Below are 26,576 nucleotides of genomic sequence, written 5' to 3' on the forward strand. Positions count from 1 at the left end.
TTTGTCTGCGCCGACGAGTAGTACCCGTGAAAGGGTACGAGCGAAAACAACTGCTGGAGCGCGTCGACCGCGAGGGGGCGACCATCGGCGCGACCATCCCCGAGGCGATAACGGTGCAGGGGGAGGACATCAACCTGCGCGAGTTCGTCTTCGAGATAAAGCGCCGGGAGACGATTCCGCCGGGCGAGCGCGACCGGGTGGACCGGGCCAAGTCGAACCTGCGGCGGGAGCGCCTCCAGCGCAGGCAGCGCCTCGAAAACGAAGACATCTCCCGCGAGGAGGGCGAGCGACTGGTCGAGAGCATCATCGGCATCGACCGGGCGTTGAACGCGCTGGAGAGTCTGGGGCCGACCGACCTCGAAGCGGAGGAGCGGGCGAAGGAGACCGCGGACAAGAAGCGCTGGATGTCGTTCCTGAAGAAAGCGCTCGGGCGCGAAAACGCCGGTAAACGGTCACGACTATGAGCAGAAACGCCGAAATTTCCGACCTGTTCGAGGAGTACGCGAACCTGCTGGAGGCGCAGGACGTGGGGTACAAACCGCAAGCCTACCGCCGGGCCGCGGACAACATCCGGGACTACCCCGAGGATATCGAGGAGATGGCGGCGGGCGGCCCGGACGAGGTCGGGCGGATTCCCCAGGTCGGCGAGTCCATCGCCGGGAAAGTGGTCGAGTACTTCGAGACGGGCGAAATCGAGGCGCTCGAGGAAGAACGCGAGAAGTTGCCCGTCCGGATGGAGGAGTTGACCCGCGTCGAAGGCGTCGGACCGAAGACGGTCGGCGACCTCTACGACGAACTCGGCGTCGAGACGCTGGACGACTTGGAGGAGGCCGCCCGAAACGGGGAGATTCGGGAACTCAAGGGGTACGGGGAGAAGACCGAGCAGAACATCATCGACGGAATCGAGTTCGCCCGCACCGTCCGCGGTCGGCAACTGCTCGGCGACGCCCGCCCGGTGGGCGAACAGGTGCTCGCGTTCGTCGACGACGTGCCGAGCGTCGGACGCTGCGAACTCGCGGGTTCCTTGCGGCGATGGCGCGAGACCATCGGCGACGTGGACGTGCTGGCCGAGAGCGAGGACAAGCAGGCGGTCGTGGACGCCTTAACCGACTGGGAACGCGCGACCGAGGTCATCGAGGCGGGCACCGACAAGGCCGCCATCCGGGTCTCGGACGTGCGCGTCGACCTCCGGGTCATCGCGCCCGAGGAGTTCGGGAGCGCGCTCCAGTACTTCACCGGGAGCAAGAACCACAACATCACCCTGCGGAACTACGCCATCGAACGCGACCTGAAGGTGAACGAGTACGGCGTGTTCGACGTTTCGGAGGTGGACGACCCGGACGCGGGGCAACGAGTCGGCGAACGAATCGCCGGCGAGACGGAAGCGAGCATGTACGACGCGCTCGGACTGCCGCTGATAGCGCCCGAGATGCGCGAGGACAGGGGCGAAATCGACGCCGCGATCGCCGGAGAACTTCCGGACCTCGTCGAAGCGGACGACGTTCGCGGCGACCTCCACCTGCACACCGACTGGTCGGACGGGGGCTACACCGTCGCGGAGATGGTCGACGGGGCCGCCGAGTTCGGTCTCGATTACATCGCCGTCTCCGACCACGCGACCGGGCCGGGGATGGTCGGCGGCGTCGGCCTCTCGGACGACGAACTCCGCGAGCAGATGGAGGAAATTCGAACGGTCGCGGACGACGCGCCCATCGACGTGCTCGCCGGCGTCGAGGCGAACATCGACGCGGAGGGGGGAATCAGCGTCGCGGACGACGTGTTGGCCGAGTTGGACATCGTCGTCGCCTCGCCGCACAGCGGACTCGACGGCGACGCCACGGAACGGCTGATTCGAGCCATCGAGCACCCGAGCGTCGACGTGCTCGGCCACCCGAGCGGTCGCCTCATCAACCGCCGTCCCGGCGTCGACTTCGACGTGCGCAAGGTGGCGAAAGCCGCCGCGGAACACGGCGTCGCGCTCGAAATCAACAGCAACACGCACCGCCTCGACCTCTGGGGGGCGGCGGTGCAGGTCGCGGTCGATGAGGGCGCGCTCGTCGCCATCAACACGGACGCCCACGGTCCCGACGAGTACCGAAACGTCCGGTACGGGGTTCACACCGCCCGACGCGGGTGGGCCGAGGCCGACGACGTGCTCAACGCCCGCGACGCGGAGGGACTTCGGGACTTCTGCCACTGATGGCCCTCCTCCTCGACGTGATGCTGGGAAAGCTGGCGACCTACCTCCGGATGTGCGGGTACGACGCGGCCTACGCCCTCGACAGGGGTATCGAGGACGACGACGAGATTCTCGAACTGACGCGAGCGGAGGGGCGGACGCTATTGACGCGGGACCGGGAGTTGGCGGCGCGGGCCGACGACTCCATTCTCGTCGAATCGCTCGACGTGAGCGACCAATTGCGCGAACTTCGGGGGAAGGGTCTCGACCTCTCGCTCTCCGAGCCCTCGCGGTGTTCGGACTGTAACGGGACGCTGGTGCGCGACGCGGGGCGACCGCCCGACCACGCGCCCGACGGGAAGGCGGTCTGGCGGTGTCGGGAGTGCGGAAAACGGTTCTGGAAGGGGAGCCACTGGGCGTCGGTCGAACGGACGCTCGAAGAAATCCGTCGGTGAGCAATCGGCGGTCGGCGGTCGACGTCAGCGATTCGGCGTCCACCGGTCGCAGGCGTCCATGTCGGTCATCCGCCGGTCGTAGAGGCCGCAGTAGGGCGTCATCCCGTCGTCGGTGCGGACGTAATCGAAGTGGGCGCAGTTCCCGCAGTACGTGTCGGTCGGGGTGGCGGTCGTCTCCGGCGCTCGCTCGTGCTGCGGGGGAATCGGCGAGGAGATGTCGTCGCTCGTCGCGCCCCCGTCGCTCACGGGGTCGCTCGCCGCGCCGATTTCGCCGTCGGGCCGGTCGCCGAAGACGCCGACGCTGCCGAACCCGCCGGAGCGTTCGACCTCCACGACCCTCGTCTCGCCCTTGCGCGTGACCTCCATCGTGACGGTTCCGCCGGGGTCGTTGCGCGTCTTGAAGTTCACGACGGCGGTGAACAGACACCAGAACGTGACGACGAGGCCGAGAAAGTAGACCGCGACGACCGGGAGGGTGAGTTGTTCGCCGTGTCCCCGCCAGTGGAGCGGATAGGCGTACCAGAACATCGCAACGCCGAGGACGGAGATGCTCGACCCGATGGCCGCCGCGGCGCGGACGCGATTGCTCGTCGCGGGCAGGACGGTGAAGATGCCGACGAACACCGACGGAACGCCCAAACCCGCGGTGACGCCGGCGAGTTTATACGAGCCGTAGCGGTTCACCCCGACCGCCGAAAAGAGGCTCGTCGTCGCCGCGAGGATGGCGACGACGACGAGCAGAGACCCGGCGAGAAACAGGCCGACGCCGAGGTAGAGTCGCTTCGGGCGTTTTTTCACGCCGTCGCGCCCTTCGTAGGTTTCCCCGAGGCTTGTCATGTGTCCGTCATTGGAGGCCACCTACTAAACTACTGCGTCAGACAAGTATCATAAACAGTACCTGTAGGGGAGAAATCGGCCGGGAAAGGCGTGCAGTAGCGGCGTTTACTGAATGACAACTTCGCGACCGTATCGCGGGAAGGCGGGTCGACGAACACCGTCACCTGTAGGCGTACGCAACCGCGAAGAGGGAGACGAACGAACCCCCGAGCGCGATACCGAGGAGGAGACCGGGACCGGCCCGGAACCAAATCGCGGGAGCGAGCGGGAGGACCAACGCCCCGCAGAGGATGGCCGCCCCGCCGAGTCGTCGCGCCGCGGCGCGGTCGACGTTCGGGGTGGTGAGCAGTTCCCGCCGGTCTCGGTAGCGGATGAGCCACCCCAGAACGATACAGAGGCCGGCGCTGACGACGACCGTGACCGTCCCGACGAGACGCGTCGAGACGCCGAAACGGATCGCGGCGGCGAAGGCGCACATCCCGATTCCACACAGCCCGACCACGGTTGCATTCGCTCGAACCGCGCTCTCGTCGGTCGCGTCGGCTCCGTATAAACGGCGAGTTCGACTCCCGGACCGCAAGGAGAGAGCGGCAACGGCAACGAGGAGACATCCTATGAGGAGGGTGGTCGCTGCCGCGAGACCGTCCGCTTTCATAGCTGCCGTTCGAATTTCGGAATCATAACCGATACGATTGTTGTCCTCTCGACGCAACTCACCGCGAGCGAAGTTCCGACGGCGCTTTCGGTCGAGCTTTTGTCAAGGAGGCAGGCCGAGACCGACGCCACGTAGCGCTGGTCTCGGCACCCGACCGCGGCAAAAGGTCGTGTCGAAAAGCCTAATCCCCGGGGTGTCAAACGGGCGAGTATGGCTGACGACAACGAAGACGAGGGCCCCGCCGTCGAACTCGGCGAGCGCGAGCGCGTCGAGGGCGCGCCGGTCGCCCGCATCTCCTCTCGACTGTTCTGGCCGATTCAGAAGAGCGAAATCGTCCGGAAGGTCGGCGACCAGACGGTTCGAACGCCGGACGGACCGCGGAAACTCTCGGACGTGCTCGAAGACGTGGACGAGACCTACTTCCAGAGCGAACACGAGTTCACGCGGAACGTCCGCGACGTCGTCGGTACGGGGCCGGTTCCGACTGCAGACGATTCGTGAGCCTCGTTCGGTCGGTGGAGGGGCGGACGTTCGGACTGACGTGGGTGCAGTTATCGCTGCTCGTCGGCGCGGCGCTGACGGTCGCGTGGTCGCTGTGGGAGGTTCCGCGCGACAGTTTGAACGCGCGGGTCGTCCGCGACGTGACGCTGTACGTGGCGATTCCGGGCGCGCTGGCGGTGACCCACGGACGCCACCTCGGCTATCGAATCGACCGCAAGGCGATACGAAACACGCTCGTTCTCGCGGCGTTCGTGGTTCCGTTCTACGTCGTCGGGTCGTCGCTCCCGTCGATTCGGACGTACTATCCGATGTGGAGCACGACCGCCGACCTCGGGAGTTTCCTGCCGCACGCCGCGAAGCAGTTCGTCGTCGTCGTCGCCGCGGAGACGTACTACCGCGGATTGCTCTGCGTCGGCGTCCGGAAAATCGGATTCAAGAGCGTGTTCATCAGCCCGGTCGTGTACGCCTTCCACCACCTCGGTAAGCCGCCCATCGAACTCCTCCTCTCAGGGCCGACCGACGTGCTCTTCGGCGCGGTGGACTACGACTGCGATTCGCTGCTCCCCTCCGTCGTCGCGCACGGACTCGGTCTCGTCCTCCTCGATTGGCTGGTGCTTCACGACCCGCTCATCCGCACGGAGACGGTGGTCGATTGGCTCTCGTGGCTTCGAATACCGCTGTGACGGAGGAACGGAACCGGGGGTTCGTTACGAACCCTACCCGGAACTTTAAATCGGATGCCGGGACCACTCCCTGACGAGCGATGTTTCACGTCGTCGAGCGGGTCGAAGACGAAGTGCCTCCGATGGTCGCCCTCGCCGTCGCCGTCGTCGCCGTGAGCACGAGCGCCATCCTCGTCGAACTGAGCTACGCGCCGAGCATCATCAAGGCGTTCTATCGCGTGCTCTTCACGACGCTCCTGCTCGCCCCGCTCGCCGTCACGCGCTACCGCGCCGACCTCCGTACCTTCTCGCGCCGGGACTTGCTCGTCGCTATCGTCACCGGCGGCGCGCTCGCCTGTCACTTCGTCGCGTGGTTCGAGAGCCTGGAATGGACGACGGTCGCCGCCTCCGTGACGCTCGTGCAGTCGCAACCGCTGTTCGTCGCGTTCGGCGCGTGGGCACTGTTGGACGAGCGAGTTACCCGACGAACGGTGGCCGGGATCCTCGTCGCGCTCGTCGGGATGGTCGCGATGTCGCTCGGCGGCCTGCTTTCGGGGGCGGTAGTCGCCGGGCAGCGCCCGCTCTACGGAAACGCGCTCGCGGTCGTCGGGGCGATCGCCGCGGCGGGGTACGTCCTCGCGGGGCGGTCGCTCCGCCAGCGCGTCTCCCTCGTTCCGTACGTGACGGTCGTGTACGGCGTCTGCACGGTCGTCCTGTTCGGCGTCGCGCTGGCCGGCGATGCTCCCGTGGCGCTCACCGCCTATCGACCGACCGAGTGGCTTCTGTTCCTCGCCATGGCCGTCGGACCGGGCATCTTCGGCCACACGGTCATCAACTGGGCGCTGAAGTACGTCGAATCGAGCGTCGTCAGCGTCTCGCTGCTCGGCGAACCCGTCGGGAGTACCCTGCTCGCCCTCGCCATCCTCGGCGAGGTGCCGGGGATCGCGACCGTCGCGGGTGGTCTCGTCGTTCTCGGCGGAATCTACGTCACGTCGACGGCGCGCTGAGTCAGTAGTTCGGACGCTCCTCGTACTCGATGGGGTCCCGCACGCCGACGTTCTGGAACGCCTGCAGGCGATACGCGCAGGCGTCACAGGTTCCGCAGGCGGGTTCCGACGCGCGGTAGCAACTCCACGTGTGTTCGTAGGGAACGTCGAGGTCGACCCCGCGGCGGGCGATGTCGGTCTTGCTCCACTCGACGAACGGCGCGACGAGTTCGACGGTCGTGTCGGGTTTCGTCCCGATGTCGACGACCCGCTGGAACGCCTCGAAGAACGCGGGTCGGCAGTCTGGATACCCCGAGAAGTCCTCGCTGTGCGCGCCGATGAACACGGCGTCGCAGTCGTTCGCTTCCGCGCAGGAGACCGCCATCGAGAGCAGGTTCGCGTTCCGGAACGGAACGTAGGTGTCCGGCACCTCGTCGCTCTCCAGATCCGCGTCTTCGACCGCCATCTCGTCGTCCGTGAGACTCGACCCGCCGATGGTGGCGAGGTGACTCGTCTCGACGCGGAGGAACTCGGCGTCGAGTTCGTCGGCCTGTCGTTTCGCGCAGTCGAACTCCTTGCCCTCGGTTCGCTGGCCGTAGGAGGTGTGCAGGAAGTACGGTTCGTACCCTCGATCGCGGGCCTCGTAGGCCGCGGTCGCGCTGTCCATCCCGCCCGAAGCGAGGATGACGGCCCGGTTCTGCGTCGTCGATTCGTCCGTCGGTTCCGTCCTCTCTCGTGTCGCGGTCGTCTCGTTTCGTGTCATGCGTTCAGGTTCCGGGTGCGTCGTTCCAGAGGTCGACGTGCAGTCGCGGCGTGTACCTGTAGCCGCGCTCCATCGCCAATTCGGCGACTCGGTCGCGCGTCTCGTCCAGTCGGTCTCGGGTCGCGCCTTCCGGCATCAGGAGCACGTCCGCGTCTCGGACGGTCGCGTCGGCGGCGTCGCGAATCCGCGAAACGAGCCGGTCGACCTCCCTCAGGTCGGAGTCGTCCGTGACGACGAACTTCAACTGCGTTTCGTAGGCGTCCGCGAACTTCGCCAACGCCGCCGCGTCGATTCGCCGCGCTTCGTGGCGCGCCGCCCACTCGCCGTCTCCTTTCGGGTCCCTCTCGGCGGTCGGCGTCGAGGAGGCGAGTTTTGGGCTGACGCTCGCCAGGTCGATGGGCGCGTCCCTGAATATCGTGCCGTTCGTTTCGACCGTGGTGTGGTAGCCGGCCTCCGCGAGTCGGTCGAGGAGGGCGACGCACTCGTCGTGAACCAGGGGTTCGCCGCCCGTGACGACGACGTGGTTCGCGTCGTGCGATTCTATCTCCGCGAGGATTTCGGAGAGCGTCATCCTCGCGTGGGTCGGCTCCCACGAGGTGTGGTACGAGTCGCAGAACCAACACCGGAGGTTACAACCGCTGGTTCGGACGAAGACGCTCGGCGTGCCAACCAGTTTCCCCTCGCCTTGAAGCGAGTAGAACAGTTCGTTGACGGGGAGCGACGGTTCGCCGGAGTCCGTTTCCGTCCCCGTCCTCTCCTTCGCGTCGGCGTTCACCGGCATGGTCAAATCGGGCCGCCGCAGAGTTCCGCGGTTTCGCTGACCCGCACCGCAACATCGGAGACGGTGTCCGGCAGTTCCGCGCGGAGTCGGCGTTCGAGTTCGATGCTCATCACTTCCGCCGTCGGCGGCGCGTCGAAGAGGACGACGGCGTCGGAATCGCCGCTTCGCTCGAACGCTTCGACGAGCGGGTCGCCCGCCTCCAGCAGGAACCGGTGGTCCCACTCGGAGATGACTGCGGTAATATCTCCCTTGTCGACGACCCATCCCTCGTCCGTGAGTTCGCCGACGACCGTTACCTCGATTTCGTAGTTGTGGCCGTGCGGCCTGCTACATTTTCCGTCGTGGTGGAGCAACCGGTGGCCGGAACTGATGCGAATCGGTCGGTCGCGTCCGATGTGGAGGGTTCGTTCGTGCGGTGATTCCAGTATAGGCTCGGACATACCCGAAGCTTATCGAGAGAATACTTAAACGGTACCACTCCGAACGCGCCGGCTACAGCAGCCGGCGCAGGATTCGGAGCGGAAGCGTGATTATCGCGATGACGAGGTTGATGGCCGAGCGAAGCACCGACCGAATGGGTGCGAGCACCGAGAGCATGGTTTAATTTTCGTCGGAAAGAAGGCTGTCGCTTGTGGCTGCAAATGCAAGCGTGGATTACCGTCGTCCGTCTTCGTCAGGGGAGTTCACGGACGATTTTCAGCGCGGTCGGAAGGTGTATCCCGTCCACGCTCCTCGACGACCGATCGTCCGCGGGGGAGTCGGTCGCGGAACCGGGGACGAAAAACGGTTTAGCGCGTCTCTGATTAAATCGAGCCATGGGATATCGGCTCGACGAAATCGACAAGCGGATTATCTACCGACTGATGCAGAACGCTCGGGACACCTCCGCGCCCCAGATAGCCGACGAAGTGAGCGTCTCGGCCGGGACGATACGGAATCGCGTGCAGAAGATGCGGGAACACGGAATCATCACCGGGTTCCACGCGAACATCGATTTCGAGCGCGTCGACGGGAGGTTGACGAGTCTGTTCACCTGCACGGCGGAGGTTCCGAGTCGGGAGGGACTCGCGCAGAGTATCCTCGACATCCCCGGCGTCGTGAACGTCCGCGAACTCATGACCGGGCGGGGGAATCTACAGGTCAAGGCGGTGAGCGAGGACACGAGCGACCTCTCCCGCATCGCGAACGAGCTTTCGAATCGCGGACTCGAAATCGAGAACGAAAACCTCGTCCAGAACGAGCGGTTCCACCCCTATCACCAGTTCGGACCGGACGAACGACGGGGTCACGTCTCCATGGCCGACCTCGTAAGCCTCTCCGGCGAGGCGGACGTCGTCGAGTTGGTGATCGACTCCGACGCGCCGATCGCCAACAAGACGCTGAAGGAGGCGGGACGGGAAGGGCTCATCGGCGACGAACTCCTCATCATCGCCATCGAGCGCGACGATACGGTCCTCACTCCGAAGGGAAGCACGTGGATTCGCCCGGACGACGTCGTGACGGTGTTCTCCAGGGAGGGCGTTTCGGACGACGTTCTGCGGGAGTTCGTGGGGGAATAACGCGCGGAACGAGGGAATCGGGCCGGTGGAAACGGCATCGCTCCCCCGTACCCGGTGAACCGCTCCGGAACGGTACCGAGTATCGCACCGCTATCGCCGATTCGCGGGTATTTCGAACGTGTAGGTGTCGCCGTGGTCGAGGTACGCAACTCGGTCTTCGAGCCCCGCTTCCGCGATCGCGTCCTCGAAGTCGGCGCGCGGCGACCGGAAGACCTCGTAATCGTTGTAGTGAATCGGAATCGAGGTGTCCGCGTCGAACAGTTTCACGGCCTCGACGCCCTGTTCCGCGTCCATCGTCAACAGGATGCCGAGGATCTTCGTCCCGCCCAGGTGTAAGAGCGCGATATCGATGTGCGGGTATCGCTCGGGAATCGCTTTCAGTTTATCGTACACGAGCGTATCGCCCGTGATGTAGAGCCGCAGAAGCGTTCGTTCCTCGTCCGCTCGAAACTCGAGCATGCTCCCCATCACCGGGGGGAGCGCCTTCGAGAGGATACCGGGCGCGTGAGTCCCCGGCATCGCCGTGATGGTGAGTTCCGTTTCTCCCTTCCGAACGCGCGTTTTCTCCCACGTGTCCATCGGATACGTTTCGTGGAATCCCTCGTCCGCGAGTTCGCCGGCAGCGTGGTGCGTCGTCACGATAGGAAGGCTCCGGTCGAGTTTCTCCTCGACGACGCGATCGAAGTGGTCCCCGTGATAGTGCGAGAGGAGCACGAAATCGATGTCCGGCGGTAACTCCTCGATATCGATGGCCGGGTCGGTTCTTCGCTTCGAGGTGATACCGTATCCGAGGTGGACGTGGTCGCCGCTGTGGAGGAAGTTCGGATCGGTCAGAATCGCGAATCCGGCGTAGCGAACGATCAGGGTGGCGGTTCCGACGAAGAATATCGAGCCGCTTTCGAGGTCCACGTCGTCCGTCCGCGGGGGCGAAAGCTCGAGCGTTCGGTCCATATCGGACGCTTCGGTACGCCGTTTCTTAGCGTTGTGCTAGCCATCCAACTACTCCGCCCCGCGGTCGCTCGCAAACGTCGGAGCGACGTTGCACGGGTCGCGGATTTCGCCGCCGTCGACGAACCCGCGGACGCGACGAGAGCGCGGACGAGGAGACTCGCGGTTGGCGGCCGCCCTTCAGCCGAAGTGCGCGACGAGACGCTCCGCCCACCGCCGGTTCGCGTCCTCGGTCCGCCCCGCGATGTGCGGCGTGTGAACGACGTTGTCCCGGCCGAGGAGCGGGTCGTCAAGCGCCAGCGGCTCCTCGTCCCACACGTCCGCGGCCAAGAGGAGTTCGTCGGCGAGCACGCGCTCCCGAAGCGCCGCCGTGTCGCAGACGCCCGCCCTCGTGATGAGGACGACCAGACAGCCCTCCGGAAGGCGGTCGATGTGGTCGGCCGTGATCAGCCCCCGCGTCGCCTCGGTGAGCGGCACGGTCGGCGCGAATACCTCCGCGTCGCGGACGAGCGCGTCGAGGTCGTACACCCGCCGCGCGCCCGAGCGGTGGAAGCAGGGCTCGTCGGCGTACGGATCGTAGGCGGCGACGTCGGCGCCGAGGAAGTCGGCGACGCTCGCGTAGCGGCTGCCGATGTTGCCGACGCCCGCGACGCGAACGCGTTTGCCCGAGACCGTACCGTTCACGAACGCGGGGTCGTCGGCGAACTGGTGGCCCCTGGCCTCCGGAATCTCGTTGTCGAGTTGGTCGAGGTCCCACGGGTCGTGGCTCTCGATCATCCCCCGGTACTTCTGGGGGAGCTTTCGGAGCGCGTTTATCGTCAGCGCGATGCCGAACTCGGACACGGACTCGCTCCAGAAGCCCTCGTTCGTGTGGTCGTGGACGGTCACCCCGCGGTCTTCGAGCGCGGCCGCGACGGTCCCGTCCGCCGAGTACATCGACGTGGTCATCACGAACGCTTCGCGCAGGTTCGAGAAGGCGGACAGCCGCGTATCGTCCACCCTCGCGCCCAGCGAGACGAGTTGCGTGACGCCGCTCGGGTCGGCGACGGCGTCCGTCAGGGGCGTCTCCCGTTGGTCGTTCAAGCGGACGAACTCGACCGGCCCGTCGCGTTCCCAGAGCCGGCGGAGATGGTCCGCCGCGAGGGGCCAGACGTCTTCGAACAGCGGGTCGACGACGATGGTGCGTGACATCGGTGTGTATCCTCCTGTGTCTCCTGTGATTCGAGTTTACGCTTCGGATTCTCCGCGGTCGAACAGATATCGCACGTTTTCGAGCACCTGAGGCGGCATCCGCTCCGGGTGCGAGGGGTACGGCGGCACCTCGGCGGTTATCCACCCGTCGTACCCGACGTCCGCGAGCGCGTCGACGACGCTCTCCCAGTCGATATCGCCCTGCAGCGGGTACGTCGGTCGGTGCGCGTCCGTGAGCCAGTCCTTGACGTGTACCTTGGAGATGCGCCCCCCGAGTTCGCGTATCCATCGGTCGGGGAGCCCCCACCGAAAGCCGTTGCCGACGTCGAAGTACGCGGTCACCGGCCCGGCGTCGGCCGCGGCGTCCAGAAATCGGCTGAACTCCGACGGGGAGTAGAGGAAGTCGTTCTGGACGTTCTCGACGGCGACGCGGACGTCCCGCTCGGCGGCGTACCGGACCAGTTCGCGCACGGCGTCGAGCGCCCGGTCGTAGCAGGCGTCGTAGTCGGCGGACGGTTCGACCACCGCCGGGACGACGAGCACCTCGTCCGCGCCGAGGGTCGCCGCGGCGTCCACCATCTCCTTTCCGATTTCGATACCTCGCTCCCGCGCCTCGTCGTCGGCGCTCGACAGCGGGTACTCCCAGTGGCGCACGGTCGAGACCGCCGGGATGGCGAGGTCGTGCGCCGCCGCCGCCCGTTTCATCTTCCGGCGGCCGGCGTCGGTCGTGATTTCGCCGTCCGCGGTGTAGTTCGGTTCGACGCCGTCGTAGCCCGCGGCCGAGACGATGTCGCACGTTCGTTCGAAGTCGTCGGTCGGAAAGCCGGCTTGGTTCAGTCCGTAGTTCATGAGTGGGTGATGTCGGGTGGGTTCGGTTCGCGTCTCACCGCGCGTCCGCTCGGCGGAGCAGGGCGGTCAGGAACTCGGCGTGGCTCCACGCCAGCGGCAGCGCGAAGCTGACGACGTTCCGCTCGGCCGTCTGCTCCGCGAGGTCGCGGTACGCGTCCTTCATGTGCCCCAACTCCTCGACCACGAGGTCGAAGGGCACGTCCCGGAGCACTTCCTCGTCGAACTCCTTCTCGAAGTCCCGCCTCGTGTGCCACTCGTTCTCCATGAACGACTCGAAGCGGTCGCGCGTCGTCAGGTGTTCCGGGATGTGGCCCGAATCGTCGGCGTACCGGGCGATGGTTTCGAGGACGGCGTCCCCGCGCTCGACCTCGCCGCGGTCGAACCGATACTGCGCGTGCCACGCCGTGTACTGCATCCACGGTCCGTTCCCGCCGTGCTGTTGCACCTCGTAGTCGCGGTAGAACCCGAGAAACCGCTGGAGCCCCCCGAGTTCCGGGTCGTCGAGCGCGGCGACCGCCCGTTCGGCGGCCTCCTCGACGCTCGCGCCGAACAGGTCGTCGAGGCCGAAGTAGTAGGGTGCGAGCAGGGTGATATCCGGCCGCGCGTCGATATCGCCGGTCGGCGAGTACCGACGGGGGACGTGCCGCGTGCTCGTGAACGCCCGTCGCACGCCGCCTTCCAGTCGCGTTCGGAACTCCTCGACGGCGTCGACGACGGCGGGCGTCTCGCGGAGGGTGGACAGCGCGTCGACCGTCGATCGAAGCGCGGCGACGAAGGTGCAGTTCACCCACAGCGTGTAGCCGGACTCGATGCGGCCCTCGTGGATGCTCGTCGTGCTCTCGACCAACTGCGCGTTCGGGTCGAACAGTTCGTCCCGGACGAACGGGACGGCGCGCTCGACGGCGTCGACGGCGGTCGCGTAAAAGTCGTCGTCGACGGCCTCCGTCGAGTTGGTCGCGTCGAGGGCGAGGAGCGCGTGCGCGAGGACGCGCAGCCCGTGTCCGGTGTTGTCCTCCTGAACGTAGATGCTCTTGTCCGTCCCGTCGAGCGCGTATCGCTGCTGCCACGCGCCGGTCTCGTCTTGGACGGCGAGCACGAATCTGGCCGCGTCGAGGATGCGTCGCGTGCAGTCGTCAGGCCGAACGTCGGCTTCGACCGCGGTCAACCACGCCCGCGTTATCGAGGCGATGTCGCGCGGATAGGCGTACGGGTATCGGTTGTCGGGCGAACTGGCCAGCGGCACCGCGCCGCGACGCTCCGCCGGGTACACCAACTCGTCCAACACGTCGAGGTGGAACTCCGGCGTCAGGATGTGGTCGGGGACTTGTTCGACGGCGCTCGCCTGCTGAACTGAATCGTCGGTCATGGATCGATTATCGCTCATTCGGATCGCGTGAGGGGCCGTTCTTCGTGCGACTGTGCGGCGGTACCTCTGGTCTTCAGGGCTCGCTTCGACCCGGGGTCGAAGAGGTAGACGTCGGCGGGGTCGACCGAAACGCCGACCGTCTCGCCCGGGTTCGGGTACACGTCCGGCGGTACCCGCGCGGTGAGATTTTGATCGGCGGCGGAGAGGTGGAGGAAGTTGTCGTTGCCTTGGTACTCGGCGACGGTCACGGTCGCCTCGAACGTCGCCGAGTCGGCGGCCGCGTCGACTCGGAGGTCCTCGGGTCGCAGCCCCACGCGCACCTCCGCCCCGTCGTCGCGGGGAACCGAGTCGGCGGGGAGCGTGGCGAACGCGACCCCCTCCCGTCGAAGCGCCGCCTCGCCGCCCGACGCGTCGACGCGGGCGGCGAAGGTGTTCATCGACGGACTGCCGAGGAACGTCGCCACGAACTCGTTCACCGGGTGGTCGTACGCGGTCTCCGGCGGCGCCACCTGCTGGAGTTTCCCGTCGTCCATGATGGCGATGCGGTCGGCCATCGTCATCGCCTCCGTCTGGTCGTGCGTGACGTACACCGTCGTCACGCCGAGGTCGTCCTGGATGTGCTGAAGCTCCGTCCGCATCCGCGCCCGCAGTTTCGCGTCGAGGTTCGACAGCGGTTCGTCGAGCAGGAACACGTCGGGGTCGCGGACGATGGCGCGGCCGAGCGCCACGCGCTGTTTCTGCCCGCCGCTCATCTCGTCGGGGAGGTCGTCGAGCAGTTCGGTGATGTCGAGCAAGGACGCAACGTCCTCGACTTTCTCCTCCCGCGCCGTCGCGTCGAGGTCGGTCGAGTGTTTGAGGCCGTACTCGATGTTCTCCCGGGCGGTCATCTTGGTGTAGAGCGCGTAGCTCTGGAACACCATCGCGAGGGAACGTTCGCTCGGCGCTAGCTCCTGCACCTCCCGGTCGCCGATTTCTATCGTTCCCGACGTGACGGTTTCGAGTCCGGCGATCATCCGGAGCGTCGTCGATTTCCCGCAGCCGGACGGACCGACGAAGACGACGAACTCGCCGTCCTCGGCGGCGAGTTCGAGGTCATCGACGGCGGTTTCCCGGCCCTGTGCGTCGTCGTAGATCTTCGTGAGACCGTTCATTTCAAGCGTCGCCATCGGTATCACCTCGCGGGTTCGTCGTCTCGTCGTTCGACCGGCGTACGCGAGCGCTCATCGCACCGCCTCCCCGTCGTCGAACGCGTGCAGTTCGTCGATATCGAAGGCGACGTCGACGCGGTCCCCCTCGGAGAGCCCGGGGGGAAGGTCGCGCAGCCGCGCGGTGAACCGCGAGCCGCCTCGAACCAGCGCGAGTTCGTACGCGTTCCCGAGCGGTTCGACGACGGCGACCTCGCACTCGAACGATTCGCCGTACGCCGCGTTCGACCCCGTTCGTCCGCCGTCCGTCAGGTGGACGTTCTCCGGGCGGATGCCGACGGTGTCCGCGCCGGCCGGGAGCGACGTTCCGAGCGAGACCGGCTCGCCGTGGGGGAAGAGACGCGCATCCCGGCCGCCGTCCACGTCGAAGAAGTTCATCGGCGGGTTGCCGATGAAGCCGGCGACGAACTCGTTGGTCGGTCGCTTGTAGATCTCCTCTGGCGTGCCGACCTGCTGGAGCTCCCCGTCGTTCATCACCGCGATGCGGTCGGCGACGCTCATCGCCTCCTCCTGGTCGTGGGTGACGTACACCGTCGTCGTGCCGAGCCGCTGTTGGAGTTCCCGGATTTCGAACCGCGTCTGGACGCGCAGTTTCGCGTCGAGGTTCGACAGCGGTTCGTCCAACAGGAACGCCTTCGGCTCGCGGATTATCGTCCGCCCGACCGCGACGCGCTGGCGCTGGCCGCCCGACAGCTGTCCGGGCTTCTTGTCGAGCAGGTCGCCGATCTCCAGCAGTTCGGCCGTCTCCTCTATCTTCCGCTCCTTCTCGTCCTTCGAGAGGTCCATCTTCCCGAGCGGGAACGCGAGGTTCTCCCGCACCGTCTTGTGGGGGTAGAGCGCGTAGCTCTGGAACACCATCGAGAGCTCCCGCTTCTGGGGGAGGGTTCTGGTGACGTCCGCGCCGCCGATGTCGATGGTGCCGGCCGTCGGCGTTTCGAGTCCGGCGATCATCCGGAGCGTCGTCGATTTCCCGCAGCCGGACGGGCCGAGCAGGACGAGGAACTCGCCGGATTCGACCTCGAGCGAAAGGTCGTCGACGGCGACGATACCGCCGTACTCCTTCCGAAGGCCGTCGAGCGAGATGCCCGCCGCCTCGTTCGATTCGTCGGCGGCGTTCCGGTCGACGTGTGCGTTCGCCGCCATCGTCACCCCTCCACCGAGCCGAAGGTCAAGCCCTCGACCATGTACTTTTCGAGGTAGACGAACATGACGATGATCGGGATGCTCGTCATCAGCGACGCGGCCATGATCTGCCCCCAGACCTGATGGAACCCAGTCGAGAGCGCTTCGAGCCCGATGGGGAGCGTGTAGTTGCTCTGGCTCCGGAGGAAGATGCTGGCGAAGAGGTACTCGTTCCAGGCGATCATGAACGTGTAGATGAACACCGCGACGATGGCCGGCGCCGAGAGCGGGAGCGTGATTCGGAATATCACTTCGAGCCGCGAGTAGCCGTCCATCATCGCGGCCTCCTCTATCTCCGGCGGGACGCTCCGGAAGTAGTTCCCGAGCATGTAGAGCGACACCGGGAGCGTCTGGACGAGGTACGTGATGATGAGGCTCCCCGGCTTGTCGACCAGCCCGAGCCAGACGACGATCTGGAAGAGCGGGACGACGAGCAGGATGCCGGAGAACATGTAGACGAGGAGCACCCCGCGGGAGAACAGTCCCCGGCCGCGGTACTCCAGCCGCGCGAAGCTGTACGCGCCGAACGTGGCGACGACGACCGACAGGCCGCCGGTGATCACCGAGATGATGAGGCTGTTCTTGAAGTAGGTCACGAACGGGAACGTCTGCGGACTGAAGACGCTCTCGTAGTGTTTGAGCGTCAGGTCCCGCGGGACGAGCGTCGGCGGTAGCGAGTAGATGGCGCTCTCGTTCATGAAGCTCGTCATCACCATCCAGTAGAACGGGAACAGGGAGACGAACAGCGTCACCGCTATCGAGAGGTAGAACACCAGCCGTTCCCACCGACTCGTCTCGATGTGATTGCGTCCGAACGCGCTCTTGAATCCGTCGACCGTCGTCGTGTAAATCGTTTCTATCATGTATCACCACTCCAATATCCAGCTGACGTACACGAGGACGAACCCCATGAGGGCGAGGAACAGCACCATCGCGATGGCGGCGGCCTGCCCCTGGTTGTAGTTGGCGAACGCGGTCTGGTAGGCGTAGATCGGCAGCGTCTGCACCTGCCGCGTCAGCAGCCAGATGTCCGCGAACTTGTTGAAGTTCCATATCCAGCGCAGGAGGAACACGGTGCCGAGGACGTACTTCAGTTCGGGGAGCGTGATGTCCTTGAACTGCGCGAGCCGTCCGGCCCCGTCTATCTTCGCCGCCTCGTACATGTCCGACGGAATCGCCTGCAGTCGCGCGATTATCATGAGGAAGGCGAAGGGGAAGTACCGCCACGCGTCGAACAGGACGACCATCGGCAGCGCGGTCTCCGCGTTGTTGAGCAGGTCGAGTTGCCCGCTCGACCAGCCGAGAACGTTGGTCAACAGGTACGGGGCCAGCCCGTACAGCGGATCGAGCAGCCACTGCCAGATGTACGCCACCGCGATGAGCGGCGCGACGTAGGGGAGCAACATGAGCCCTCTGACGACCCGTCGACCCCGGAACTGGCGGTTGAACAGGAGCGCGACGGCGAGTCCGCCGACGGTGGCGAGGCTGTCGCTGAAGAACGTGAAGACGACCGTGTTCTTCAGCGCCGACCAGAACGCGGCGCTCGAAAAGAGCGTCTCGTAGTGGCTCAGTCCGACCCACGTCGGCGATTCGGCGGGCGATATCGGAACCCGCGTGAAGCTCAGGTAGACGTTGTACGCCACCGGGTACAGGATGACCGCGGCGACGAGCACGATGGCCGGCGCGATGAGCAAGTAACCGAGAATGGCCTCTTTCTGCTCTATCGTGTACTCTCCGTCGGGTAACAGTTTCGACGTAGTTTTCGTTGACATTGATGAAAGTCACCGCTGGCGGGCGGCGAATCGGCTACTGCCCGACCGCCTCGCGCATCTTCTTCGCCTGCTCCTTGGCGACGGTGGCGGCGTCGTCGCCGGAGGCGACGCGGGAGACGGCCTCGGCGATCAGATACTTGTTCGTGATCTGACCCAGTTTCGGGAACGATTTCCCCTCGACGTAGCCGAACCGCTCGATGTTCTCGAACGCGCCGGAGATGTCCTTGAGGGTCGACCCCCACGCTTTCAGCGTCTCGTCGTTTTTGAACCGCTCGCTCTGGGCGGTCGGTTTGAGCACGGGGTTCATCCCGCCGGGGGCCATGTGGAGCCACTTGACGTAGTGGTCGCCGGTCATGAGGTACTCGGCGTACTTCTTTCCGGCCTCGAGCTTCTGTTTCGACGCGGAGCTGAAGTGACTGAGCGTGACGACCTGTCCGAAGGAGCTTTTGCGCTTCTTCTCGACGTGCGGCGCGAATCCGGTGTCTTTCACCATCTTCGACCCCGCCTTCGCGGCGTCTCCCATGAGGTACGACGAGTACTCGACGAGGTGACACTGCTCGTTGAGGTACGTGTGGTTGGCGGTTTTCCACGTGTCCTTTCCCGGCGGCGTGTACTGGGCCAACTTGCCGTAGAACTCCAGCGCCTCGATCATCTCCTTGCTGTCGAAGACGATTTTGCCCTGCTTGTCGAACACGCGCGCGCCGTTCGACCGCGCGAAGGGCGTGAAACACTGGCGAGCGAACGAGGTCTTTTTCGTCCCGACGACGACGCCGAACTGATTCTCGTTCGGCTTGTGGAGGGTCTTCGCGGCGTTCAACAGCGCGTCCCACGTCGTGGGTCGTTTCAGACCGTTCTCCTCGAGGACGCTCTTGCGGTACCAGAAGCCCTGCACCCAGCCGTGCATCGGCACGGCGTAGTGGCCGCCGCCGGGGGCGCGGGTGAGTTCGAGAGCGCCGTCGTAGAACTTCTCCCTGCCGATGGAGTCGATGACGTCCTTCGCTGCGCTCTTCGAGAGCAGTCCGCCGCTACCCAACTTCTGCATCGGGGAGAGGCCGAACTCCGCGACGGTCGGAAGCGTGTTCGACGCCCGCGCGGAGGAGATGCGGGTCGGAAGTTCGTCCTCCTTCACGGTTCGCATCTGCACGTTCGTCCCGTGGCTCGATTCGTACCCCTTGATGAGCTCCTTGATGACCTGTTGCCGGTCGTTCTCGACCTGCGTCGTCCAGAACGTTATCGACGACCCTCCGTTACCGCCCTTGTTGCCGCCCTTCTTCCCCTGCGTTCCGTCGTCGCCACCACCATAGAGGCTTCCGAGACACCCCGCGAGGGACGTCGCAACGGAGGCCCCGCCGACCGCCTTGAGAACGTTACGTCGGGATTTCGAGGCCGCGTCGATGTCGTCTGTCATGGTATGGCTTCGCACCAAGGTTCATAGACAAAATATATAAAATTTGCCCTCTGAGTTGATACTGTAGTGAATATGGTTGTGTATGAACGAACGTTTATGATTCCGCCGCGCGATTTCTGGGAACCTTTATCGGTGGAGACGCGAGGGTGCGACGAATGAACGAAGCGGAGTTGCGCGACGGGCTCATGGAAGCGGGGTTGTCGGAGTACCAGGTGAAGGCGTACGTCACGCTCCTCGAACTCGGGAGCGCGGCGGCGACGGACTTGGCCGAGAAGGCCGACGTTCCGCGGTCGCGAATCTACGACATCCTCCGCGACCTCGAAGACGAGGGGTACGTCGAGACGTACGAACAGGATTCGTTGCGCGCCCGCGCGCGGGACCCGACGGAGATATTCGAGGAACTGCAGGCGCGCGCGGAGGTGCTGAGCGACACGGCGGAGGAGATCAGGGAGCGGTGGCAGAAGACGGGCGTGGGCGGCCACCGAATCAGCGTCCTCAAGCGGGTCGAGACGGTGCTCGAACGGGCGGAGTTGGCGATACGGGACGCGGAAAATCAGGTACAACTCTCGATCCGACCCGGCCAGTTCGACCGTCTGAAGCCGGCGCTCCGTACCGCCGTCGAGAACGACGTGTTCGTCACGGTCTCGTTCAACACGTCGCCAGAACAGCCGTCCTCCCCGCCGACCGACGACGAGATGCGCGGCGTCGTGACCGAAGCCCGGCACAGGGACCTCCCGGCGCCGTTCCTCGTGCTGGTCGACCGGGAAGTGACGTGTTACGCCCCCCACATGCGGCCGGTCGGACAGTTCGGCGTCGTGTTCGAGGACACGACGCTGACGTACGTCTTCCACTGGTACTTTCAGGCGGCGCTCTGGGAGTCGTGGCCGGTCTTCTACACGACCCGCGACGACGGCCTCCCGGCCGAGTACGTCGACATCCGGGAGTGCATCCGCGATATCGCCCCGCTCTTGGCCGACGGCGCGATCATCGACGCGTCCGTCCGCGGTAAGGACGCCGGGCGGAAGCGGACCCACGACCTCCGGGGGCGCGTGACCGACGTCCTCTACGCGAACCCGGAGGCCGACGAGGGTGCGACGCCGTCGCTCTCCAGTTTGGCCGGGCAGGCGACGCTCGTGCTGGAGACGGACGAGGGCGAGTACGGCATCGGCGGGTGGGGAGCGATCCTCGAGGATATCGAGGCCGAGCGGGTTGTCATCGAGTCTGTGCGGTTCGACGACGCCTGACGGCGCTCTGAGAACCGGTTTTCAGTCGGCGGTCTCCGTCGCCCTCGTCGGCGTTCGCCGGGCGATCCAGGCGTCGACCGGCGACTTGATCGCGTAGTATATCCCGCCGGCGATCGCGGCGCTCGAGAGCGCGGGAACGAGCCAGTCCGGGGCTTGGATCGCGTACGCCGCGCCGATGGTCCAGGCGATGACGGCCGCGGGATTCCACCCGCGGAGGTACCAGTACCGACCGCCTCGCTCGAACAGGTCGCTCGCGTCGAAGTCGCGTTCGAGCAAGTAGTAGTGAACGAGCAAAATCCCCGTCGTCGGGACGAGCGTTACGGTGAGCGCCTCGAGGAAACCGAGGATTCCCCCGTAGCTGAAGATGCCCGCGATCGCCAGGATCGTTCCGATGAGACCGGTGACCGTCGTCATGTACACTCGATTCCACCCCGTTATCTGTGAGAGCGCGATACCGCCGGCGTAGACGTTGGTGACGTTCGTCGTCCACGACCCGGCGATCAGCAGGACGAGTCCCAGCGAGCCGAGGCCGAGTTCGACCATGATGGTCACCGGGTTCCACGTCCCGGCGGCCGCGGCGGCGAGGATGCCGATACCGGCGAGAACGATGCCGAAGATGACCCACGCGAGCGCCGCTCCCCAGCCCGGACCTTCCGGTCGCCGAGGATTACCGTACCGTCCGTAGTCCATCGCGACGATGAGGAACGCCGCGGTCGCGGCCGGAAAGATGTTCAGCGCCGCCCAGAAGCTGAGCCGTCCGCCGCCCGCGCCGCTCAGGGTGACGGAGTACTGGGTCACGATTTGGTAGACGACGAGCGCGAGGAGAACCGTCATTATCGGTACGGCGAGCCGGTTCAACCACTCGATCCACCGGTAACCGAAGACGGCGACCGAAGCCATGAGGACGCCCAGTACGCCAGCGAGAAGCGCGAACGAGACGTCGACGCCGAAGTTCGCCAGTATCGCCTTCGAACTCTGCGCCACGATTCCGGTCTGGACGCCGAACCACCCGACCGTCGCGATGACCATCGCGAGGGAGGGAATTACCCGTCCTCGCACGCCGAACGGCGCGCGCATCGCGGTCGTTCCGGCCGTGCCTTCCGCCGCGGCTATCTTCGTTCCGAAGTACACCAGCACCCCGATGAGGACGATGCTGATCACCGCTGCGGCGAGGCCGGCGAGCACTCCTGCGCCGAGGGTGAGCGATCCGAGCAGGAAATTCGTGATGACGATCGCGAACCCCGCCCATATCGTGAAGATCTTCCAGAACCCCCTCGTTCTGTTTTCCTCGGGGATGACGTCGATCCCCTCCGTTTCGATAAACCCCATAGTTTGTGATTGTCTGGCATGGTTGTAAGCATTTTGTTTATTTCGCCAATTTCCCAACCAATATCAAAAAATAATCCGGAGAGGGTGTGGAACCGAAGCAATTTTGAGTCATCCTTTAGGTTCTATCCCGCCTACTCCTCGCATGGAATTCGGGATCTACCTCAACCAGTACGGCGACGAGCGCCACCCCTTCGCGTTCGAGGACGCCTTCGAACAGGCGGCGCTCATGGAAGAACTGGGATACGACACCGCCGCGGTGGGCGAGCGACACTTCTACGAGGAGGGGTTCTACGAACCGCTGACCTTCCTCTCCGCGCTCGGCGCGCGAACCGACGACCTCGATCTCATGGCGAACATCCTCATCCTGCCCGTCTACCACCCGATTCACCTCGCCGAGCGAATCACGGCGCTCGACCACCTGATCGACGGACGAACGCGGTGGGGCGTCTCGTTGGGCTACCGGGAGAGCGAACTTCGCAACTTCGGCGTCGAGATGGACGACCGCGTTCCGCGATTCTTGGAGAGCATCGATATCGTGAAGCGGTTGCTGGAGGGGGAGCGATTCAGCCACGACGGGGCGTACTTCCGGTTCGACGACGCGTTCGTTCGACCCCGACCGGTTCAAAAGCCGCGACCGCGGCTCTGGGGCGGCGGCAGTTCGCCCGTCGCGATAAAGCGGGCGGCGTACCGGTGCGACGGCTTTACCGCCGCCGTCACCGTCCCGGAGACGCTCGCCGACGATATCGAGCGCTACCGCGAGGCGGTGGCGGAAGCGGGGAAAGACCCGGACGACGCGTCGGTCACGATCATGGTGGACGGGTACGTCGGCGAATCCACCGACGCCGCCCGGGAGGCGCTCGAACCGTACATGTTCGACCTCCACGAGAAGTACATCAAGTGGGGGAACCCCGAGTTCCGACGACGACCGACGTGGGAGGACGTCGAAGCGCAGGTTCTGGTCGGGACGGCGGACGAAGTCGCCGAGAAGGTCGCGCGCTACCGCGATATCGGCGTCGACCACCTCATCTTCCGAACGCAGTTCCCGGGGATGGAGCAGTCGGCGGCGCTCGAAAGTATCCGTCGGTTCGGGGAGGACGTGATGCCGCAGTTCCGGTAACGAGGCTCGCCTCGGCCGCGCCGCGCTACGCGTATTCGCTGATCGCCTCCCGTATCCAGTCCAAGTTGCGCTCCGGTAGCAGCCCGTAGTTGTAGAACGAGACGCGCTCGGCCCCGGCGTCGACGACCGCGTCGACCAGTTCTCGGACGGTCGCGGCGTCGCGAACCGCTGGGTGGCCGGGTAGCAGTCCCGCGTGGAGCGGAACGTCGGGCGTCAGATCGTCGGCCACTCGAAGTCGGTCCGCGGCCGCGGTTCCCGACGACTCGTACGCGATAACGGTGTAGTAATCGAGCGAGTCGGCCAGTCGCGCCAAGTCGGCACCCTGCATCCACGCGTCTTCGACGTCGAGCAGGCCGACGTAGTAGCCCATCTTCGCGTCGACGACCGCCCGACAGTCCGAGAACAGCGTCGTCAGAACGTCCGTGCGCGCGTCGGCGTATCCCTCGACTTCGGGGTGCGCGGCGAGCCAGCCGTAGGGGTCGACGGTCGACGGGAGGCGGCCCTCGGCCAATCGCAGAATCGCCTCTCGGCACGCGCGGCGGGCGCGGTCGACGTCCACACCGTCGTTCGCGGCGTTCTCCCGACAGTGGTCGCAAAAGCAGAGCCCGAACAGGAACTCCCCGAGGGTGCCGAGTCGGGCGTGGATTTTCTGGTGGTGCCAGCCGAACCCGGTTCCGTACATGTAATCGAACGACTCCAGTTCGATGCGGTCGAACGCGCCGAGCGCCGAGAGCTCTCCGAGAACGTCCAGGAGATACCGCCGAACCGTCGGATTCGCGGGACAGAGTCCGAACGCGAGCGAATCCCCGAACGGCGTTCGAATCGTCGCCTCCGGACGGCGCAGTCCCAGCCGCGAGTTGTGACAACCGACCGTCCACGAGTTGAGCGACACCTCCGACCCCTCCACGCCGTCGACTATCTCACGAACCCAATCGCCATCGCCCATCGTCTCGTTCGGAACCGGTTTCAGATCGGCGTACTCCGCGTCCGGCCGGAAGTAACTGCTCGCCCGCGCGAAGAACGTCTTCCGCGCGGGGTTGTGCGGGAGGAACGCCTGAACGGCGTGGTAGTTCGTGGCGAGGTTGATCTCCGTGATGCCGATGTCGTCGAGTCGCTCGACGACGGCGTCGACGCCCTCGTCGAGCACGTCCCACGGGTACGCCCACAACGCGAAGTCCATGTTGGATGGACGCCAGCGCGTCGCTTATCGTTTTCTCGAATCGTTCCGATACGTCTCCGACGGAACGGCTCGGAGCGCGCCAAGTTGATGACCCACTCCGCCGTACCACGCGCATGCAGATCACTCGCGTAGCGATCCACCGGTTCGAGATACCGCTGGAAGAGCCGTTCGTCACCGCGCTCCGGCCGATTCCCGCCCTCGAACGCGTGCTGGTCGAAGTCGAGACGGACGTCGGACTCACCGGCGTCGGCGAGGGCGCACCCGCGTACGAGGTGACCGGCGAGACGCAGGGCTCGACCGCCGCCGTCCTCGCGGACGTGCTGGCCCCCGCCGTTCTCGGCGAGGATCCGCTGGCGGTCGAACGCCTCGTTCGACGGATGCGGGCGCTCGTCGACGGTGCGCCGAGCGCGCACGCGGCGCTCGAAATCGCCTTTCAGGACCTCCGCGGAAAGGCGGCAGAGCAACCGCTGTACCGATTGCTCGGCGGAAACGCCGAAGAGCCGACGCTCACCGTCCCGAAGGTTCTCAGCATCAAACCTCCCGACGAGATGGCGGCCGACGCCGCGGCCGCCGTCGACGAGGGTTACGACCAACTGAAGATAAAGCTCGGACGCGACCCGGAGACGGATATCGAACGCGTGACCGCTATCGCGGCGGCCGTTCCCGACGAAACCAGCCTGAAAGCCGACGCGAATCAGGGATGGGGCGACGCGAAGACGGCCGTAGAGGCGCTCGCCGGAATGGCCCACCACCTCGACGTGATCGAACAACCCGTCGCCAAGGAGAACGTGAGCGACCTCGCCTTCCTCCGCGACCGACTCGACGTCCCGGTCATGCCCGACGAGAGCGTCGAAACGGCGACCGACGCGTTGGACCTGATAAAGCGAGGGGCGGGCGACGTCTTCAACATCAAACTGATGAAGACCGGCGGCATCGCCGAGGCGGTCCGACTGAACGCGGTCGCCGAGGCGGACGACCGTCCGACGCAGTTGGGGTCGATGGTCGAGGGACACGTCGGAACCGCCGCGGGAATTCACTTCGCGTCGGCCTTCGAGAACGTGATCTGGAACGAGATGGTCGGCCCTTTCATGACGACCGAGGGAATCACCGACCTGCGCGCGGACGTTCCGCGAATCGAAACCTCCGGCCCCGGCCTCGGCGTGCGGGTCGACCGAACGAAGCTGCGGTCGCTCCGCAGCGACGTTACCGAAATCGAACCATGAGCGTCGACGAGGAACGACTGGTCGAGTTGACCGCGGAACTGGTCGAGCGGGCGAGCGAGAATCCCCCCGGAAACGAGCGCGCGGTCGCCGACTTCCTCGCGGAGCGACTTCGAGCGTCGCCGGTCGGGTTCGACGTCGAGCGGTACGAGGTCGAACCCGACCGTCCGAACGTCGTCGCTCGCGCCGGCGACGCCGACGGCGGAACGGTGCTCCTCGCCGGCCACACGGACGTGGTTCCCGCGACCCCCGACGAGTGGACCGGCGACCCGTACGCGCTCCGTCGGAACGCGGGGCGACTCGTCGGCCGGGGCGCGTCCGATATGAAAGCCGCCCTCGCCGCCAAGGTGCTCGCGGCCGAATCGGCGCTCGCCGACGGCGCGGTCGACGGGGAGGTCGTCCTCGCGTTCGTCGTCGACGAGGAGTGGAACGGCGCGGGGATGCGAGCGCTCGTCGATCGGGGAATCGCGGCCGACTACGCGATCATCGGCGAGCCGACGAATCTGAACGTGTGCGTCGCACAGAAGGGCGTCGCGCGGTACCGACTCACCGTCCGGGGGAAGAGCGCCCACTCCGGCCGACCGGATCGCGGCGTGAACGCCATCACCGGGATGCGTCGTGCGCTCGACCGAATCGAAGAACTCGACCCGGACGTCCGCCGGACGACGTCGCATTCGCTGTTGGCGCCCGAAACGATAACCGTCACCGAGATCGACGGCGGAATCGGGCCGAACGTCGTTCCCGACCGCGTCGTCGCCACGGTCGACTGGCGGACGCTCCCCGGACGCGACGGGTCGGTCGACGCGTTCGATCGCAGAATCGAGAGCGCGCTCGACGGCCTGTCGGTCGACGGGACGGAAGTGGACGTTTCCTCCGAGCGTCTCGTGTTCGCTCGCGCGGCGGAGATCCCGTCCGACCATCCCCTCGCCGCGACCGTCGTCGAGGCTGCGCGGGATTCGGACGCGGACGCCGACGCGGTCGGGTTCGACGCGGCGACCGACGCGCGATTTCTGATCCGCGACGCGGGGATTCCGACGGTGCTGTTCGGTCCCGGGAGCATCGAGGAGGACGCCCACACGGTCGACGAATCGGTCGCCGTCGACGACGTGGTCACGACGGCCCGCGTTTACGAGTCGGCGATCCGCCGCTTGCTCGCCTGAAACGGGATTTCGAGCGTTTTCCGAGTC

Annotated in this window: 27 protein-coding genes; 11 read left to right on the forward strand and 16 right to left on the reverse strand. The window is 65.8% G+C overall.

Features of this window, described 5'->3' with window-relative positions; all coding sequences use genetic code 11:
• Nucleotides 1-26 precede the first annotated feature (26 nt).
• From LIX00_RS03825 to LIX00_RS03835, 3 genes are read left to right on the forward strand one after another with little or no spacing between them, the layout of a single operon-like run.
• On the forward strand, nucleotides 27-464 hold the full coding sequence (locus LIX00_RS03825; RefSeq protein ID WP_227354863.1) for a DUF5788 family protein: 438 nt from the start codon (nucleotides 27-29) through the stop codon (nucleotides 462-464).
• Entirely contained in the window at nucleotides 461-2,200 is a 1,740-nt protein-coding gene (gene polX, locus LIX00_RS03830; RefSeq protein WP_227354864.1) for a DNA polymerase/3'-5' exonuclease PolX, read from the forward strand. Before LIX00_RS03825 ends, polX begins: the two co-directional genes overlap by 4 nt.
• Nucleotides 2,200-2,634, forward strand: coding sequence for a Mut7-C RNAse domain-containing protein (locus LIX00_RS03835; protein ID WP_227354865.1), 435 nt, complete (start codon nucleotides 2,200-2,202; stop codon nucleotides 2,632-2,634). The genes polX and LIX00_RS03835 overlap by 1 nt, the downstream gene beginning before the upstream one ends.
• Before the next feature lie 24 nt (nucleotides 2,635-2,658).
• On the opposite strand, the gene LIX00_RS03840 is transcribed toward LIX00_RS03835, so the two are convergent.
• Together LIX00_RS03840 and LIX00_RS03845 are read right to left on the reverse strand one after the other, a co-directional pair.
• Nucleotides 2,659-3,471 carry a cell division protein CdpA domain-containing protein gene (locus LIX00_RS03840; RefSeq protein ID WP_227354866.1) on the reverse strand — a complete coding sequence of 271 codons (813 nt, stop codon included), beginning with the start codon at nucleotides 3,469-3,471 and terminating at the stop codon, nucleotides 2,659-2,661.
• 160 nt (nucleotides 3,472-3,631) lie between these two features.
• Nucleotides 3,632-4,126, reverse strand: a complete 495-nt coding sequence (locus LIX00_RS03845; RefSeq protein ID WP_227354867.1) for a hypothetical protein — start codon at nucleotides 4,124-4,126, stop codon at nucleotides 3,632-3,634.
• 210 nt (nucleotides 4,127-4,336) lie between these two features.
• On the opposite strand from LIX00_RS03845, the gene LIX00_RS03850 reads away from it, so the two are divergent.
• The 3 genes from LIX00_RS03850 to LIX00_RS03860 all read left to right on the forward strand — a co-directional run bounded on the left by LIX00_RS03850 (nucleotide 4,337) and on the right by LIX00_RS03860 (nucleotide 6,296).
• Entirely contained in the window at nucleotides 4,337-4,627 is a 291-nt protein-coding gene (locus LIX00_RS03850) for a DUF5789 family protein (protein WP_227354868.1), read from the forward strand.
• Nucleotides 4,628-4,641: 14 nt separating this feature from the next.
• The gene (locus LIX00_RS03855; RefSeq protein WP_438267068.1) at nucleotides 4,642-5,310 is read left to right on the forward strand and encodes a CPBP family glutamic-type intramembrane protease; all 669 of its coding nucleotides are present in this window, start codon (nucleotides 4,642-4,644) and stop codon (nucleotides 5,308-5,310) included.
• Nucleotides 5,311-5,390: 80 nt separating this feature from the next.
• Nucleotides 5,391-6,296: a DMT family transporter gene (locus tag LIX00_RS03860; RefSeq protein WP_227354870.1), complete on the forward strand. Its 906-nt coding sequence runs from the start codon at nucleotides 5,391-5,393 to the stop codon at nucleotides 6,294-6,296.
• Nucleotide 6,297: 1 nt separating this feature from the next.
• On the opposite strand, the gene queC is transcribed toward LIX00_RS03860, so the two are convergent.
• From queC to LIX00_RS03875, 3 genes are read right to left on the reverse strand one after another with little or no spacing between them, the layout of a single operon-like run.
• A complete protein-coding gene (gene queC, locus LIX00_RS03865; protein ID WP_227354871.1) occupies nucleotides 6,298-7,038 on the reverse strand; it encodes a 7-cyano-7-deazaguanine synthase QueC in 741 nt (246 codons plus the stop codon).
• A gap of 4 nt (nucleotides 7,039-7,042) precedes the next feature.
• Nucleotides 7,043-7,819: a 7-carboxy-7-deazaguanine synthase QueE gene (locus tag LIX00_RS03870; protein WP_227354872.1), complete on the reverse strand. Its 777-nt coding sequence runs from the start codon at nucleotides 7,817-7,819 to the stop codon at nucleotides 7,043-7,045.
• 2 nt (nucleotides 7,820-7,821) lie between these two features.
• A complete protein-coding gene (locus LIX00_RS03875) occupies nucleotides 7,822-8,259 on the reverse strand; it encodes a 6-pyruvoyl trahydropterin synthase family protein (protein ID WP_227354873.1) in 438 nt (145 codons plus the stop codon).
• Between the two features lie 375 nt (nucleotides 8,260-8,634).
• On the opposite strand from LIX00_RS03875, the gene LIX00_RS03880 reads away from it, so the two are divergent.
• Entirely contained in the window at nucleotides 8,635-9,378 is a 744-nt protein-coding gene (locus LIX00_RS03880) for an Lrp/AsnC family transcriptional regulator (RefSeq protein WP_227354874.1), read from the forward strand.
• 90 nt (nucleotides 9,379-9,468) lie between these two features.
• Here the strand turns inward: LIX00_RS03880 and LIX00_RS03885 are convergent, their stop codons facing one another.
• The 9 genes from LIX00_RS03885 to LIX00_RS03925 form a co-directional block, all read right to left on the reverse strand.
• Nucleotides 9,469-10,329 (reverse strand): MBL fold metallo-hydrolase, encoded by an 861-nt coding sequence (locus LIX00_RS03885; RefSeq protein ID WP_227354875.1) that lies wholly within the window; start codon nucleotides 10,327-10,329, stop codon nucleotides 9,469-9,471.
• A gap of 177 nt (nucleotides 10,330-10,506) precedes the next feature.
• Nucleotides 10,507-11,517: an NAD(P)-dependent oxidoreductase gene (locus tag LIX00_RS03890; protein WP_227354876.1), complete on the reverse strand. Its 1,011-nt coding sequence runs from the start codon at nucleotides 11,515-11,517 to the stop codon at nucleotides 10,507-10,509.
• A gap of 36 nt (nucleotides 11,518-11,553) precedes the next feature.
• Complete coding sequence (locus LIX00_RS03895; protein WP_227354877.1) at nucleotides 11,554-12,366, reverse strand: sugar phosphate isomerase/epimerase family protein; 813 nt, start codon at nucleotides 12,364-12,366, stop codon at nucleotides 11,554-11,556.
• Nucleotides 12,367-12,400: 34 nt separating this feature from the next.
• Complete coding sequence (locus LIX00_RS03900) at nucleotides 12,401-13,732, reverse strand: glucoamylase (RefSeq protein WP_227354878.1); 1,332 nt, start codon at nucleotides 13,730-13,732, stop codon at nucleotides 12,401-12,403.
• Nucleotides 13,733-13,746: 14 nt separating this feature from the next.
• The gene (locus tag LIX00_RS03905; RefSeq protein WP_227354879.1) at nucleotides 13,747-14,898 is read right to left on the reverse strand and encodes an ABC transporter ATP-binding protein; all 1,152 of its coding nucleotides are present in this window, start codon (nucleotides 14,896-14,898) and stop codon (nucleotides 13,747-13,749) included.
• A gap of 54 nt (nucleotides 14,899-14,952) precedes the next feature.
• Entirely contained in the window at nucleotides 14,953-16,080 is a 1,128-nt protein-coding gene (locus LIX00_RS03910) for an ABC transporter ATP-binding protein (RefSeq protein WP_227354880.1), read from the reverse strand.
• 2 nt (nucleotides 16,081-16,082) lie between these two features.
• Nucleotides 16,083-16,982: a carbohydrate ABC transporter permease gene (locus LIX00_RS03915; RefSeq protein WP_227354881.1), complete on the reverse strand. Its 900-nt coding sequence runs from the start codon at nucleotides 16,980-16,982 to the stop codon at nucleotides 16,083-16,085.
• A 3-nt stretch (nucleotides 16,983-16,985) separates the two neighbouring features.
• Entirely contained in the window at nucleotides 16,986-17,891 is a 906-nt protein-coding gene (locus LIX00_RS03920) for a carbohydrate ABC transporter permease (protein WP_227354882.1), read from the reverse strand.
• A gap of 34 nt (nucleotides 17,892-17,925) precedes the next feature.
• Complete coding sequence (locus tag LIX00_RS03925; RefSeq protein ID WP_227354883.1) at nucleotides 17,926-19,299, reverse strand: ABC transporter substrate-binding protein; 1,374 nt, start codon at nucleotides 19,297-19,299, stop codon at nucleotides 17,926-17,928.
• A gap of 155 nt (nucleotides 19,300-19,454) precedes the next feature.
• Here LIX00_RS03925 and LIX00_RS03930 point away from each other — a divergent pair, with 155 nt between their 5' ends.
• Nucleotides 19,455-20,543, forward strand: coding sequence for a TrmB family transcriptional regulator (locus LIX00_RS03930; protein ID WP_227354884.1), 1,089 nt, complete (start codon nucleotides 19,455-19,457; stop codon nucleotides 20,541-20,543).
• 21 nt (nucleotides 20,544-20,564) lie between these two features.
• Here the strand turns inward: LIX00_RS03930 and LIX00_RS03935 are convergent, their stop codons facing one another.
• Nucleotides 20,565-21,872, reverse strand: a complete 1,308-nt coding sequence (locus tag LIX00_RS03935; RefSeq protein WP_227354885.1) for a purine-cytosine permease family protein — start codon at nucleotides 21,870-21,872, stop codon at nucleotides 20,565-20,567.
• Between the two features lie 142 nt (nucleotides 21,873-22,014).
• On the opposite strand from LIX00_RS03935, the gene LIX00_RS03940 reads away from it, so the two are divergent.
• Nucleotides 22,015-22,989: an LLM class flavin-dependent oxidoreductase gene (locus LIX00_RS03940; RefSeq protein WP_227354886.1), complete on the forward strand. Its 975-nt coding sequence runs from the start codon at nucleotides 22,015-22,017 to the stop codon at nucleotides 22,987-22,989.
• A 25-nt stretch (nucleotides 22,990-23,014) separates the two neighbouring features.
• On the opposite strand, the gene LIX00_RS03945 is transcribed toward LIX00_RS03940, so the two are convergent.
• Entirely contained in the window at nucleotides 23,015-24,169 is a 1,155-nt protein-coding gene (locus tag LIX00_RS03945; RefSeq protein ID WP_227354887.1) for a hypothetical protein, read from the reverse strand.
• Between the two features lie 113 nt (nucleotides 24,170-24,282).
• On the opposite strand from LIX00_RS03945, the gene LIX00_RS03950 reads away from it, so the two are divergent.
• Nucleotides 24,283-25,392: a mandelate racemase/muconate lactonizing enzyme family protein gene (locus tag LIX00_RS03950; RefSeq protein ID WP_227354888.1), complete on the forward strand. Its 1,110-nt coding sequence runs from the start codon at nucleotides 24,283-24,285 to the stop codon at nucleotides 25,390-25,392.
• Nucleotides 25,389-26,549 (forward strand): M20 family metallopeptidase, encoded by a 1,161-nt coding sequence (locus tag LIX00_RS03955; RefSeq protein ID WP_227354889.1) that lies wholly within the window; start codon nucleotides 25,389-25,391, stop codon nucleotides 26,547-26,549. Before LIX00_RS03950 ends, LIX00_RS03955 begins: the two co-directional genes overlap by 4 nt.
• Nucleotides 26,550-26,576: the final 27 nt, after the last annotated feature.

Origin of the sequence: Haladaptatus salinisoli (assembly GCF_020614375.1) — an archaeon.
In the GTDB taxonomy this organism is placed as follows: domain Archaea; phylum Halobacteriota; class Halobacteria; order Halobacteriales; family Haladaptataceae; genus Haladaptatus; species Haladaptatus salinisoli.

What these genes read in the sequence shown, in the direction of transcription:
- polX (WP_227354864.1), top strand. Translation starts at nt 461, where the DNA reads ATGAGCAGAAACGCCGAAATTTCCGACCTGTTCGAGGAGTACGCGAAC.
- LIX00_RS03835 (WP_227354865.1), top strand. Translation starts at nt 2,200, where the DNA reads ATGGCCCTCCTCCTCGACGTGATGCTGGGAAAGCTGGCGACCTACCTC.
- LIX00_RS03840 (WP_227354866.1), bottom strand. Translation starts at nt 3,471, where the DNA reads ATGACAAGCCTCGGGGAAACCTACGAAGGGCGCGACGGCGTGAAAAAA.
- LIX00_RS03845 (WP_227354867.1), bottom strand. Translation starts at nt 4,126, where the DNA reads ATGAAAGCGGACGGTCTCGCGGCAGCGACCACCCTCCTCATAGGATGT.
- LIX00_RS03850 (WP_227354868.1), top strand. Translation starts at nt 4,337, where the DNA reads ATGGCTGACGACAACGAAGACGAGGGCCCCGCCGTCGAACTCGGCGAG.
- LIX00_RS03860 (WP_227354870.1), top strand. Translation starts at nt 5,391, where the DNA reads ATGTTTCACGTCGTCGAGCGGGTCGAAGACGAAGTGCCTCCGATGGTC.
- queC (WP_227354871.1), bottom strand. Translation starts at nt 7,038, where the DNA reads ATGACACGAAACGAGACGACCGCGACACGAGAGAGGACGGAACCGACG.
- LIX00_RS03870 (WP_227354872.1), bottom strand. Translation starts at nt 7,819, where the DNA reads ATGCCGGTGAACGCCGACGCGAAGGAGAGGACGGGGACGGAAACGGAC.
- LIX00_RS03875 (WP_227354873.1), bottom strand. Translation starts at nt 8,259, where the DNA reads ATGTCCGAGCCTATACTGGAATCACCGCACGAACGAACCCTCCACATC.
- LIX00_RS03880 (WP_227354874.1), top strand. Translation starts at nt 8,635, where the DNA reads ATGGGATATCGGCTCGACGAAATCGACAAGCGGATTATCTACCGACTG.
- LIX00_RS03885 (WP_227354875.1), bottom strand. Translation starts at nt 10,329, where the DNA reads ATGGACCGAACGCTCGAGCTTTCGCCCCCGCGGACGGACGACGTGGAC.
- LIX00_RS03890 (WP_227354876.1), bottom strand. Translation starts at nt 11,517, where the DNA reads ATGTCACGCACCATCGTCGTCGACCCGCTGTTCGAAGACGTCTGGCCC.
- LIX00_RS03895 (WP_227354877.1), bottom strand. Translation starts at nt 12,366, where the DNA reads ATGAACTACGGACTGAACCAAGCCGGCTTTCCGACCGACGACTTCGAA.
- LIX00_RS03900 (WP_227354878.1), bottom strand. Translation starts at nt 13,732, where the DNA reads ATGACCGACGATTCAGTTCAGCAGGCGAGCGCCGTCGAACAAGTCCCC.
- LIX00_RS03905 (WP_227354879.1), bottom strand. Translation starts at nt 14,898, where the DNA reads ATGGCGACGCTTGAAATGAACGGTCTCACGAAGATCTACGACGACGCA.
- LIX00_RS03910 (WP_227354880.1), bottom strand. Translation starts at nt 16,080, where the DNA reads ATGGCGGCGAACGCACACGTCGACCGGAACGCCGCCGACGAATCGAAC.
- LIX00_RS03915 (WP_227354881.1), bottom strand. Translation starts at nt 16,982, where the DNA reads ATGATAGAAACGATTTACACGACGACGGTCGACGGATTCAAGAGCGCG.
- LIX00_RS03920 (WP_227354882.1), bottom strand. Translation starts at nt 17,891, where the DNA reads ATGTCAACGAAAACTACGTCGAAACTGTTACCCGACGGAGAGTACACG.
- LIX00_RS03925 (WP_227354883.1), bottom strand. Translation starts at nt 19,299, where the DNA reads ATGACAGACGACATCGACGCGGCCTCGAAATCCCGACGTAACGTTCTC.
- LIX00_RS03930 (WP_227354884.1), top strand. Translation starts at nt 19,455, where the DNA reads ATGAACGAAGCGGAGTTGCGCGACGGGCTCATGGAAGCGGGGTTGTCG.
- LIX00_RS03935 (WP_227354885.1), bottom strand. Translation starts at nt 21,872, where the DNA reads ATGGGGTTTATCGAAACGGAGGGGATCGACGTCATCCCCGAGGAAAAC.
- LIX00_RS03940 (WP_227354886.1), top strand. Translation starts at nt 22,015, where the DNA reads ATGGAATTCGGGATCTACCTCAACCAGTACGGCGACGAGCGCCACCCC.
- LIX00_RS03945 (WP_227354887.1), bottom strand. Translation starts at nt 24,169, where the DNA reads ATGGACTTCGCGTTGTGGGCGTACCCGTGGGACGTGCTCGACGAGGGC.
- LIX00_RS03950 (WP_227354888.1), top strand. Translation starts at nt 24,283, where the DNA reads ATGCAGATCACTCGCGTAGCGATCCACCGGTTCGAGATACCGCTGGAA.
- LIX00_RS03955 (WP_227354889.1), top strand. Translation starts at nt 25,389, where the DNA reads ATGAGCGTCGACGAGGAACGACTGGTCGAGTTGACCGCGGAACTGGTC.